Source organism: Methylobacterium sp. CM6241 (assembly GCF_054817845.1).
In genome coordinates, this window is record NZ_CM139246.1 from 4,201,576 (window position 1) to 4,213,668 (window position 12,093).

At 66.8% G+C, this 12,093-nt stretch carries 9 protein-coding genes; 3 read left to right on the forward strand and 6 right to left on the reverse strand.

Going from position 1 to position 12,093, the window contains the following annotated elements:
* Positions 1 to 123 precede the first annotated feature (123 nt).
* Both ntrX and ACYQR9_RS19670 read right to left on the reverse strand, forming a co-directional pair.
* Positions 124 to 1,494 carry a nitrogen assimilation response regulator NtrX gene (gene ntrX, locus ACYQR9_RS19665; protein WP_056433342.1) on the reverse strand — a complete coding sequence of 457 codons (1,371 nt, stop codon included), beginning with the start codon at positions 1,492 to 1,494 and terminating at the stop codon, positions 124 to 126.
* Positions 1,491 to 3,812 carry a sensor histidine kinase NtrY-like gene (locus ACYQR9_RS19670; protein ID WP_461227771.1) on the reverse strand — a complete coding sequence of 774 codons (2,322 nt, stop codon included), beginning with the start codon at positions 3,810 to 3,812 and terminating at the stop codon, positions 1,491 to 1,493. Before ACYQR9_RS19670 ends, ntrX begins: the two co-directional genes overlap by 4 nt.
* 216 nt (positions 3,813 to 4,028) lie before the next feature.
* Between ACYQR9_RS19670 and ACYQR9_RS19675 the strand changes: the two genes are divergently transcribed.
* The 3 genes from ACYQR9_RS19675 (at position 4,029) to oxlT (ending at position 7,892) form a co-directional block, all read left to right on the forward strand.
* Positions 4,029 to 5,627, forward strand: a complete 1,599-nt coding sequence (locus tag ACYQR9_RS19675) for a gamma-glutamyltransferase family protein (protein WP_461227773.1) — start codon at positions 4,029 to 4,031, stop codon at positions 5,625 to 5,627.
* A 52-nt stretch (positions 5,628 to 5,679) separates the two neighbouring features.
* Complete coding sequence (locus ACYQR9_RS19680; RefSeq protein ID WP_461227774.1) at positions 5,680 to 6,555, forward strand: class I SAM-dependent methyltransferase; 876 nt, start codon at positions 5,680 to 5,682, stop codon at positions 6,553 to 6,555.
* Between the two features lie 62 nt (positions 6,556 to 6,617).
* The gene (oxlT, locus tag ACYQR9_RS19685; protein ID WP_056452811.1) at positions 6,618 to 7,892 is read left to right on the forward strand and encodes an oxalate/formate MFS antiporter; all 1,275 of its coding nucleotides are present in this window, start codon (positions 6,618 to 6,620) and stop codon (positions 7,890 to 7,892) included.
* A 129-nt stretch (positions 7,893 to 8,021) separates the two neighbouring features.
* Here the strand turns inward: oxlT and ACYQR9_RS19690 are convergent, their stop codons facing one another.
* From ACYQR9_RS19690 to ntrC, 4 genes are all read right to left on the reverse strand, one after another.
* Positions 8,022 to 8,453, reverse strand: a complete 432-nt coding sequence (locus tag ACYQR9_RS19690; protein WP_461227775.1) for an NUDIX hydrolase — start codon at positions 8,451 to 8,453, stop codon at positions 8,022 to 8,024.
* The gene (locus ACYQR9_RS19695) at positions 8,450 to 9,634 is read right to left on the reverse strand and encodes an MFS transporter (protein ID WP_461227776.1); all 1,185 of its coding nucleotides are present in this window, start codon (positions 9,632 to 9,634) and stop codon (positions 8,450 to 8,452) included. The genes ACYQR9_RS19690 and ACYQR9_RS19695 overlap by 4 nt, the downstream gene beginning before the upstream one ends.
* 381 nt (positions 9,635 to 10,015) lie before the next feature.
* Complete coding sequence (locus tag ACYQR9_RS19700; RefSeq protein WP_461227777.1) at positions 10,016 to 10,627, reverse strand: DUF6886 family protein; 612 nt, start codon at positions 10,625 to 10,627, stop codon at positions 10,016 to 10,018.
* Positions 10,624 to 12,087, reverse strand: coding sequence for a nitrogen regulation protein NR(I) (gene ntrC, locus ACYQR9_RS19705; RefSeq protein ID WP_056157473.1), 1,464 nt, complete (start codon positions 12,085 to 12,087; stop codon positions 10,624 to 10,626). Before ntrC ends, ACYQR9_RS19700 begins: the two co-directional genes overlap by 4 nt.
* Positions 12,088 to 12,093: the final 6 nt, after the last annotated feature.

Sequence of the window (12,093 nt, forward strand, 5' to 3'; positions counted from 1 at the left end):
GTGGGTTCTTGTTGGTTTGAATGCGTAGCAGACCGGTGAAAACAGACAACCTCGACTATTACACGTTCATTGTCACGCACATGCAAGGGGCACGTACATGTAAGGTGAAGGTCGCCCGGGCCCTCAGGGGCCGATGCCGAGCGACTTCAGCTTGCGGTGCAGGGCCGAGCGTTCCATCCCGATGAACTCGGCGGTCCGCGATATGTTTCCGGAGAATCGCGCGATCTGCGCGATCAGATATTCGCGCTCGAAGATCTCGCGCGCCTCGCGCAAGGCGAGGCTCATCAGCTTCTCGCCGCCCGCCCCGTTCGGCGTCGTCGGCACCAGGGCGCCGATCTCGGTGGGAAGCATCTCGGAGGTCACCTCCTGCTCCGGGTCGGTATGGGTGAGGATCATCAGCCGTTCGACGTTGTTGCGCAGCTGACGGATGTTGCCGGGCCAATCGTGCGATTGCAGCACCGCCATGGCGTCCTCGGCGATGCGCCGGCGGGCGAGCCCCGTGGCGGTCGAGATCTGCTCCATGAAGAAGTTGATGAGCTCCGGCACGTCCTCGCGCCGCTCGGACAGGGACGGCACCCGGATCGGCACCACGGAAAGGCGGTGGAACAGGTCTTCGCGGAAGCGGCCCGCGGCGATCTCCTCGGCGAGATCGCGCGAGGAGGAGGAGATGATGCGCACGTCCACATGGACGCGGGTGGTGCCGCCGACTCGCTGGAAGTTCTGGTCTACCAGAACCCGCAGGATGCGGTTCTGGGTCTCGCGCGGCATGTCGGCGATCTCGTCGATATAGAGGGAGCCGCCATGGGCCTCCTCCAGGGCGCCCACCCGGCGGGCACGGCCCTCGCCGGCTTCGACGCCGAACAGCTCGGCCTCCATGGTCTCGGGGGTGATCATCGCCGCGTTGATGACCACGAACGGGCCGCTCGCGCGGGTCGACGAGGCGTGCAGCGTCCGCGCCGAGAGCTCCTTGCCCGAACCCGGCGCGCCCAGAATCATCACGCGCGCATTGGTGGGGGCCACCCGCTCCACGGTCTGGCGCAGCTGGTTCACCGCCACGGACCCGCCGACGAGCCGGCTCGCCTGGCCTGAGCGCGCCTTGAGATCACGCACCTCGCGCTTGAGGCGGGAGGCTTCGAGGGCACGCTCGGCGACCAGGACCAGACGATCGGCCTTGAACGGCTTCTCGATGAAGTCGTAGGCGCCCGCCTTGATGGCGGCCACCGCCGTCTCGATGTTGCCGTGGCCCGAAATCATCACCACGGGCAGGTCGGGATGCCCGAGCTTGATCTGGTCGAGCACCTGCAGCCCGTCGAGGCGCGAACCCTGCAGCCAGATGTCGAGGAAGACGAGGTGAGGGCGACGCGACTCGATGGCGGCGAGCGCCTCGTCGGAGCCTCCGGCCGTGCGGGTCCGGTGGCCTTCGTCGTCGAGAATGCCGGCGACGAGGTCGCGGATGTCGGCCTCATCGTCGACGATCAGAATATCGGCGCTCATGACGTCATCTCCGCGATTGGGGGTGCCGTCTGTGCGGCAACCTTCTCAGCCTGCGCGGAAGGTGTCCCCTCCGGCTTCTTTTCCTGGGTATCGAGCGGCACGCGCATCCGCACGCGACCGCCCCTGCCCTCTGGATTGTCGTTCAGTTCGATGCCACCGCCATGCTCTTCGAGCACCTTGCTGACGATCGCGAGCCCGAGCCCGGTGCCGCCCTCGCGGGTGGTCATATAGGGCTCGAGCAGCCGCTGGCGCCCCTCGACGGGGAAGCCTTTGCCGTTGTCGGTGATCTCGATCACCGCGAACCCCTCCTCGACGAGGAGGCGCAGATCGACTCGGCCTTTGCCCAGTTCGGCCTCGGGCACGGCGGAAACGGCCTCCACCGCGTTCTTGAGAATGTTGGTGATCGCCTGCGACAGGAGCCTGATGTCGAAGGCGGCATGCAGGCGGTCCTGCCCGGCTTCGGTGAAGCCGAACTCCATGTCGGGATGCGCCACCCGCATCATGAACAGGTTCTGTTTGGCTATCTCGCTGAGGTCGTTCCGGGCGATGGCGGGTTTCGGCATCCGCGCGAAGGACGAGAACTCGTCCACCATGCGCTTGATCTCGTCCACCTGGCGGATGATCGTCGCCGTGCACTGGTCGAACACGTCCTTGTCCGCGACGATGACCTTGCCGTATTTGCGCCGGATACGCTCGGCCGAGAGCTGGATCGGGGTCAGCGGGTTCTTGATCTCGTGGGCGATGCGGCGGGCGACATCCGCCCAGGCCGAGGTGCGCTGGGCCGTGACGAGGTCGGTGATGTCGTCCAGCGTCACCACGAAGCCGCGGGCGCCGCCCTGGGCCTGCTCGCTGGTGACGCGCACGGTGACCGTGCGCTCGCGCCCGTCGCGGGTCAGCTGGATCTGTTGCTGGAGGGCGCGCAGGCGGCCCTCCCCTCCCTCGGGAAGGATGGCCTGAAGCTCGGGCACCGCCTGGACCAGCGGCTTGCCGATGATCGCGTCCGCCTTGAGCCCCAATGTGCGCTCGATGGAAGGGTTGGCGATGGTGACGAGGCCGGCCGCGTCGACGCCGATGACACCGGGCGAGACGCCGGCAAGGACCGCTTCGGTGAACCGGCGGCGCCGGTCGATGAGTTCGCTGGCCGCCGTCAGCCCATCGTGCTGGCGCCGCAGCTCCTGGGTCATCTTGTTGAAGCTCTCGCCGAGATGGGCGAGGTCGCCGTCGCTCTTCCGGGCGGGGACCTGGGCGTAGAAATTGCCCGAAGCGACCTGGTCGGCCGCGTTGATCAGCCGGCGGATCGGCGCCACGAACCGGTTGGCGAAGTTGAGGCCGAACCAGACCGCCGACAGCAGGGCGATCAGTGCGATCAGCACGAAGATCGAGGCGAAGCTGATCTGGATCGAGCGCTTCAGGGAATCGTAGGTCAGATACTCGGCCGCCGCCGCCCGCGAGACGCCGGGGAAGTCGACGGCGAGCTGGCTCACCTCGCGCTGCACCAGCAGCACGGCCCCGTCATAGGCGGGCATCTGCAGCAGGGCGGCGAAGATCCGGCCCTCGCTCGGCCGCAGGCAGATCGTCTCGTTCGACTTGGCCGCCTCCTCGAAGGCCGCGGCGGAGGGGAGCCGGCGTTCCTTCAGGATGTCGATCTTGGCGCGGGCCACGACCTCGTTCGGCCCCCGCATGATCTCGGCGACCGGCAGCCCGAGCGCCGTCGCCCGTGTGGTCAGGAAGTTCTCGAACCATTGCCGGTTCACGTCGAAATTCGGCCGCGCCCGGGTGAGGTCGTCGTTGAGGATGCGGATCTCGCGGGCGAGCGACTGGCACTGGTTCTCCTGGTAGGCGTCGGCCACCTCGACGGATTTCAGCACCACGTCGCGGACGCGGTCGGTGAAGCCGAGCGACAATCCGCGATCGATCGTCACCGCCGCCACGACGGCGAGGAGCACCGTGGGCAGGATCGCGATGAGGCTGAACAGGCCGACGATGCGGGTATGCAGGCGTGCCACGGCCGCATTGGCCCGGCGCGCATGCAGGAAGACCCGCGCCTCCCAGCCGATGACGACGAACAGGCTGAGGACGAGGAAGACGTTGATGCCCAGCAGCGTCAGGCCGATCGTCGGCGTCGGCGTCACCCGGATGACCCCGGCGAGGATCAGGAAGGTCGCGATGGCCGAGACCAGGGCGGTGCTGACGACGAGCGCACCGACCCAGCCGGGCCCGCGCGGCGGCGCCCGTCTGTTATGCGGTTCGGGCTCGCCCTGCGAGGAGACGTCGTCTCCCGAGGCGGCCGATTGTCTGGAACGTCGAAGCCACGCCATGGCTGATGCGTCGCCACAACAGTGTGGCGAAATTAATACGAATCGGGCAGGCGTATCGGCGGATAACGTCGATGCAGCGCGGCCTCACACGACGCTTCGAGCGGTGAAACCGATGCTGCCGCAGCAGGCTGCGTCCGGTTCTTGCCAGGGACATGTCACTGTCGACCGAGCGTAAAAATACATTATCCTGACGCCTTTCCTCACACCGAGTTCGCGATGCCCGAGACGCCCGTCTATTCCTCCGCCGCCGTCGCCGCGCCTCACCACCTGGCCGCTACCGCCGGACAGACCGTTCTGGCGCAAGGCGGCAACGCCATCGAGGCGATGGCGGCGATGGCGGCGACCATCGCCGTGGTCTATCCGCATATGAACGGCATCGGAGGCGACGGGTTCTGGCTGGTTCGCGAACCGGGCGGCCAGGTGCGTGGCATCGAGGCCTGCGGTCCGGCCGGGTCTCTCGCCACGGTCGCTCGCTATCGCAGCCAGGGCCATGAGACGATCCCCTCGCGCGGGCCGGATGCGGCCCTGACCGTGGCCGGCGCCATCGGCGGCTGGCGTCTGGCTCTCGACCTCGCCAAGGCGCTGGGCGGCCGGCTCCCCCTCGAGACCTTGCTGGCCGATGCGATCCGACACGCGCGCCAGGGCTGCGCGGTGTCGCCCTCCGAGGCGCGCTACGTGCCGAAGGAGCTCGACACGCTGCACGACCAGCCGGGTTTCGCGCAGACCTTCCTCGACCGGGGCAAGCCCTTCGCCGCCGGCGCCACGCGCCGCCTGCCGGCCCTCGCCGATACGCTCGAACAGCTGGCTCATGCCGGGCTCGACGATTTCTACCGGGGCGACCTCGGCCGCGAGATCGCCGCCGATCTCGACCGCCTCGGTTCGCCGGTGACGCGGGCCGATCTCGAAGCCTATGCGCCGCGAGAGCGGGCGGCCCTGTCGCTGCGCCGTCGCGACGCGACGCTTTACAACTTCCCGCCGCCCACCCAGGGCCTCGCCGCGCTCATCATCCTCGGCATCTTCGACCGGCTGAAGATTTCGCGGCCCGAGAGCACGGCGCAGTATCACGGGCTGATCGAGGCGACGAAGCGCGCCTTCGCCATCCGCGACCGCACGGTCACCGATTACGACCGGCTGAGCGTCGATCCGGCGAGCTTCCTCACCCCGGAGCGCCTCGACCGCGAGGCGGCCCAGATCGACATGCGTCGCGCCGCCTCCGTGCCCCTCCGGGGACCGGGCGACGGTGACACCGTGTGGATGGGCGCCATCGACAAGGACGGTCTGGCCGTCTCCTACATCCAGTCGATCTACTGGGAATACGGTTCGGGGATCGTCCTGCCGAAGACCGGCATCCATTGGCAGAACCGCGGCACCTCGTTCTCTCTGGACAAGGGCGCGGTGAACCCTCTGGAGCCGGGGCGCCGGCCGTTCCACACCCTGATCCCCGGACTAGCCGCCTTCGACGACGGCCGCGTGATGTCCTACGGCAGCATGGGCGGCGACGGGCAACCGCAATTCCAGGCCCAGATTTTTTCGCGGTATGCCGATTATGGCATGAGCCCGGCCGAGGCGGTCGACGCGCCGCGCCTGCTCTACGGGCGCACATGGGGTGCCGAATCGTTGAGCGTGAAGGTGGAGGACCGGTTCGATCCGGCCTGCATCGCCGAGCTGCGCTCGATGGGCCACGAGATCGAGGAACTCGGTGGTTCCTACATCGATTCCCTGGGCCATGCCGGCATGCTGGTCCGCCATCCCGGCAACGGGCGGATCGAGGCGGTCCACGATCCGCGCTCGGATGGCGGTTCGGCCGGCCTGTGAGACGGGTCCCCGCCGGGGATCGGACGATCGAGACCCAAAGACCGGACGGTTCATGATGGCGGATGGCGCGATCACCCAGCGCGAATACTGGAACGGCGAGGTCGGCGCGCGCTGGGCCCGCAACCAGCGCCGGATCGACGCTGTCTTCGCCCCTCTCACCACCGCGTTGCTCGATGCTGCGCGGCTTCGGGTGGACGGCTCGGTGCTGGATATCGGCTGCGGCGCCGGTGATTGCGCCATCGCCGCCGCGCGGCATCTCGGTGCCGGGGGACATGTGGTGGCGGCCGATCTCTCCGCGCCCCTGCTCGCCGTCGCGCGCGCGCGGGCCGGACTCGACGCTTCCGCCAACGCGCCGATCGCGTTCATCGAGGCGGACGCGCAGAGCCACGATTTCGGCGCGTCGGTTTTCGAACACGCGATCTCGCGCTTCGGAATCATGTTCTTCGACGATTCCGCCGCCGCCTTCGCCAACATCCGCAAGGCCCTGGTTCCCGGCGGACGCCTGACCTTTCTGTGCTGGCGGCGGATCGAGGACAATCCCTGGATCACCGTGCCGAGGGAGCTCGTCCTACCCCTCGTGCCGGAACCCGAGCCGGGCTCGCCGGATGCGCCCGGTCCGTTCCGCTTCGCCGAAGCGGAGACCATTCGTGCCGTGCTGACGGAGGCCGGCTTCCGTGACATCACCGTCGAGGCTGTCGACCGCCCGCTCACCCTCGCCCGGTCCGGTGACGGCGTGGGCCCCACCGCGGCAGAGGCCGCCGCGGATTTCGCCACCGAACTCGGCCCCGTCTCCCGACTCCTGCGCGATCAGCCGGCATCGATTCGCGAGGAGGCCCTGCGCAGGGTGAGCGACGACTTCGCGACGCGCACCGTCTCGGGGGGCGTCGCCCTGAATGCGGGTTGCTGGCTGGTCTCCGCCACACGCTGACGACCCCTTCGGTTCAATTGGTATACACTTTGCGTCTCCGTGCCCGCAGCATGGAGTGCATAATGGATACGAATCTTTCCCGGCAGCGCTGGATCCAACTCGGCCTCGGCCTCGTGGCCATGATGGCGATCTCCAGCCCGCAATACGTTTGGACCCTGTTCACCAAGCCGCTGATCGCGACGACGGGCGCGAGCCTGCCGCAGCTGCAATGGACCTTCACGATCCTGATCGTGCTTCAGACCTTCTTCTCGCCGGTCCAGGGCTACCTGATCGACCGGTTCAGCCCCAAGCTGATGATCGCGCTGGGCGCCATCCTCTCGGGCCTGGGCTGGGTACTGGCCGCCCGCGTCGACACGCTCTGGGGCGTCTACGCCACCTACGGCCTGTTCTGCGGTCTGGGCACCGGCATCGTCTATGTCGGCATCGTCGGCCTTATGGTGAAATGGTTTCCCGATCGCCGCGGCTTCGCCGTGGGCGTAGTCGCCGCCGGCTACGGCATGGGCGCGATGCTGAGCACCTTCCCCATCAGCGACATGCTCACCGCCTCGGGCTACCGCCACACGCTGACGGTGTTCGGCATCATCCTCGGCGTCATCGGCGCACTGGCCGCCCTCGGCCTGAGGGCTCCCCGCGCCGACGAGGTCCTGCCGGCCCCGGCCCGCAACCTCTCGACCTGCGTCCATGACACCGCCCCGAAGGAGATGCTGAAGACGCCTCTGTTCTGGCTGATGTTCGCGATGATGACGATGATGTCCACCGGCGGCCTGATGGTGGTGGCGAACTTCGCCTCTTTCGCCCGCGACTTCGGCGTGGCCGACGCGATCATCTTCGGCTTCGTGGCCCTGCCCTTCGCCCTCACCTTCGACCGCATCACCAACGGCCTCACCCGGCCCTTCTTCGGCTGGGTCTCGGACAAGATCGGCCGCGAGAACACGATGGGCATCGCGTTCGCCGCCGAAGCGGTGGCCATCGCGCTGCTCCTCGTCTTCCGCGAGAACGCTTACGCCTTCGCCCTGCTTTCGGGCGTCGTCTTCTTCGCCTGGGGCGAGATCTTCTCGCTGTTCCCCTCGATCCTCACCGACACGTTCGGCACCAAGCACGCCACCACCAATTACGGCTTCCTCTACATGGCGCAGGGCATCGGCTCGCTCTTCGGCGGACCGATCGCCGCCTGGATCTACCTGGTCCAGGGCTCCTGGCTCCCGGTCTTCGCGATCATCATCACCCTCGACGTGCTGACCGCGATCCTCGCCTATTTCGTCCTCAAGCCCATGCGCCGGAACTGGCTCGGTCTCGGCGAGACGCGGGCCATGACGGCCAAGCCCGCCATGGCCTGACACCCACCTCCTGACACCCACCTCCTGACCCTCGCGGCTGGGTTGATCTTTCGAAGCGCGGACGGGGAAACCCGCCCGCGCTTTGCCGTATGGCGCCCATCGATCTTTGTCTGTTCGATGAAGTGAGATTTACAACTTTGACAGGTGCATTCGCCGGGCCAGCGGAATGACTTGGTTGGCTGTCAGGGGCGCAAGCTCGATCGTTGGCGGCATCGTCATGGAAACCCAGACCACCTCTTCGATTTCGGCTGCGGGAGAGACGGGTTGGCCGATGTCGAAGCCGTAAAGTTCGGCGTCCACCCAGTGTCCGTCTTCGTTCGCGGCTTCCGCGACGAAGCGGCCAAGATAGGATGCTTCGGACGGAAGCTCCACGCCCAGCTCTTCCTTCAGCTCGCGCCCCAAAGCCGCGAGCGGGGTTTCTCCCGGCTCGATCTTTCCTCCCGCCTGCATGAAGAACGAGGACCCTCGCTTTCGAACGAGGAGCGTTCGGCCATGCGAATCGAAGATCAACGCTGCCGCGATGCGAATGACGGGCGCTCCGTCGGGCAGGGAATTCTTCAACTAGTCTGTCTCCTCCGTCCCTGCGGGATGAGGGTGAAGCCCAGTGTCAGGATCGCGCCGATCCCGGCACCGAGCATGACGGTGAAGGGACCCCATCGATCGAGCAGGGCGGATCCCGCCATGGCGCCGATGCCGATCGCCGCGTTCAGGACGGCCGTGTGAACGGCTGCCGCCGGCGTTGCCAGCGGGCCGGCTGCCTTCAAAATCCAGGTCTGCAACGTCGCGAAAAGCATCGAGATCGCCGCGCCCCAGACCACGAGGCATGCTCCGACGCCGAGAAGACCGAGGACCGTACTCGACGTTCCCATGAGGATCAGGGCCATTCCCATCGCCGTGAGCGCACACAGGATGACCTCGCGCAGGAAACGATCGATCAACAATGCGCCGAGAACGCTGCCGAGAAGGCCTGCCGCACCGAAGGCGAAGAGGAAAATCGGGACCGTCGTCGGCAGGATGCCCGGAAGCGCGGCGATATACGGCTCGGCAAAGGTGTAGGCCGAGAAATGAACCGCCCCGATCAGCGCGGTGATGGCGTAGATCGGTCGGAGCGTCCGCTGACCGATGGCATCGGCGAGTGTCGCCTCCCGGCCGCGCGCCGATGTCGTCAGGTTGGGAAGCGTCACCATCATCGAAACGGCCGTGAGCAGACCGAGCAGCCCAAGCGCGCCGAAGGCTCCGCGCCACCCCATCACCTGCCCCGCCATATTCACCGCCGGAACACCCATGACCGCGGCGACGGAAATGCCGCCGAAGACGATGGAGGTTGCCAGCCCCGTTCGGTGAGGCGGGGCGATGTTCATGGCAAAGGCGGCGACCGTCGCCCAGAAGATGCCGTGTGCCACTGAGCCCACGAAGCGGGCGAGGAACAGCGACTCCAGGGACGGCGACATAAGCGCGATCGCGTTCGACGCGGCGATGACGAGCATCAATCCGATCAGGAGAGCTTTGCGCGGGAGGCGTCCGACAAGTGTCGGCGCGAGAAGACCGCTGAGGGCTCCGAACCAGGCGTAGAGGGTGACCGTGAAGCCGATCGTGGCCTGGGATTCGCCGAGATCGCCAGCCATCTGCGACATCAGCCCGATAGGGGCGAATTCAGTCGAGACCATCGTGAACGCGGCGATGCCGAGCACCGAGATCGAAAGCCATGTCCGGAAAGGAGAGCGACCATGATCCTCGGCCAAACGTTCTCTCCTCGGACAAACGCGTCAGGCGATCGAATAATGGTTTTTTGAACTTTATCGAGTGGCGCCAACATCACACTTAGGAAGTGTTTGTTGTGATTTGCCGTTCCGCGTTAATTAAGTGACATTTCTTCGTATGTGTCTATAGAGATATCTATAAAATCAATCGACGAACCGAATAGATATCAAATTGATTGTGAAAAGTTTTTGACAACGCGTCATGACAGGTATTGTTTCAGGTTTTTGCTAATTATGAGTCGAGAAGGGCAATCTAGGCTTTTGGGTTTGCCCAGCAATTCATCGCAAATATTGCCACGCGCCATTCTTGTGGGGCCAGAAGTTGTTGTTTGACCAGCCGTTCCGGTCAACCCGAGCATTTCCTCACCGCGCAAGAGGAAGTGCGATCGGCCTCGGCGGTCCGCCCTCCGGCGTGACCCAGTCCTGCGCGTTCCTCAAGCGGATGCCGCTGGCGTGCAGGGTGGAGCGCCAGATCGGCGCCAGGGGCGTTAGGCGCGGGAGGGTGCGGAGTTCGACGCCCTGCGCCTTCATCGCGGCGGGGAGGTCCCGGATCGTGTCGTGGCCAACAGGGACGACCGGGCTTCGCGAGACCCAGGTGCCGGGCTCGCCGGTGGGCTCGAAGGTCTCGGCCGGCATCCGGTAGCGTTGGATCGCGGCGGTCGCGATCCTCTCCGCCCAGGCCTCCTCCACATAGGCGACGGCGCGGCCGGTGACGTCGCCGAACCATACACGCCGATCCTCCGACGAGGTCCGTTCGGTCGGCCAGATCACGATGCGCGGGCAGTCGCGCGGGAACAGGTAGAGCAGGCTGTGGGCCGCATCGATCGCCCAGACCAGCGGGCCGTTCAGCCAGGCTCCCGCCTGTCCGCGATCCACGCCGACGCGGACGGGGCGCGGCGTGAAGACCCGGATCGCCGGGTCCTCGCTGAAATGGAACAGGTTCTTTGGTTCGCCGGACGTGTCGTTCGGGCTCACCGTGCGTTGCGGAAGACCTGAAGGTCGAGGTCCCGCACCTTCTTGCGCAGGGTGTTGCGGTTGACGCCGAGCAGTTCCGCCGCGCGGATCTGGTTGCCGCGCGTGGCGGCGAGCGCCGCGCCGATGAGCGGGCCTTCGATCTCGCGTAAGATTCGGTGGTAGAGGCCGGGCGGGGGCAGCGTGTCGCGATAACCGCTGAAATACTCGGCGAGATGGCGCTCCACCGCCGCCGACAGCGTCTCGTTGTCCGCCGCGCCGGCCTTGCGCGCACCGGACCCGTTGGCCTGTGGCTGCGCCAGCGGCAGCGTATCGAGCTCGGCCTCGATCACCGGGCCGGTGATCGTCTCCTGCGGGTAGAGGGCCGCGAGGCGGCGGACGAGGTTCTCGAGCTCGCGCACGTTGCCGGGCCAGCGATAGCGCTTCAGGCGCTCCATCGCCTCGCCGTCGAGCTGCTTGCGGCTGAGACCCTCCTTCTCCACCAGGATGAAGAAGTGACGGATCAGATCGGGCACGTCCTCCGAGCGCTCGCGCAGCGCGGGCAGGCGCAGCGGCACGACGTTCAGGCGGAAGAACAGGTCCTCGCGGAAGATGCCCTGCTGGATCGAGACGCGCAGGTCCTTGTTGGTGGCCGCGATGATGCGGACATTGGTCTTGATCGGGACCCGGCCGCCGACCGTCGTGTACTCGCCTTGTTGCAGCACGCGCAGGAGGCGGGTCTGGGCCTCCATCGGCATGTCGCCGATCTCGTCGAGGAAGAGCGTGCCGCCCTCGGCCTGCTCGAACCGCCCGGCCGAGCGTGAGAGCGCGCCGGTGAAGGCGCCCTTCTCATGGCCGAAGAGTTCGGATTCGATGAGGTCGCGCGGGATCGCCGCCATGTTCACCGGCACGAACGGCCCGGAGCGGCGACGGCCATAATCGTGCAGCGCGCGGGCCACCAGCTCCTTGCCGGTGCCCGACTCGCCGGTGATCATCACCGTGAGGTCGGTGGGCATCAGGCGGGCGAGCGCCCGGTAGATCTCCTGCATGGCCGGCGAGCGGCCGACCAGCGGGATGTCCTCGTTGCCCGGATCGGCGCCGGGGGCGGGCGTGCCGCGCGGTCGCGAGAGCGCCCGGCCGACGATGGCGATGAGCTCCTTCAGGTCGAAGGGCTTGGGCAGGTATTCGTAGGCCCCGCGCTCGGAGGCGCGGATCGCGGTCATGAACGTGTTCTGCGCGCTCATGACGATGATCGGCAGTTCCGGCCGGACGCGCTTGATGCGCGGCAGCAGGTCGAACACGTTCTCATCCGGCATCATCACGTCGGTGATGACGAGATCGCCCTCCCCTTGCGCGACCCAGCGCCAGAGCGTGGCGCAATTGCCTGTCGAGCGGACTTCGTAGCCCGCCCGTGACAGGGCCTGGTTGAGGACGGTGCGGATCGCAGCGTCGTCGTCCGCGACGATGATGTGGCCGTTGGGCATGACGCG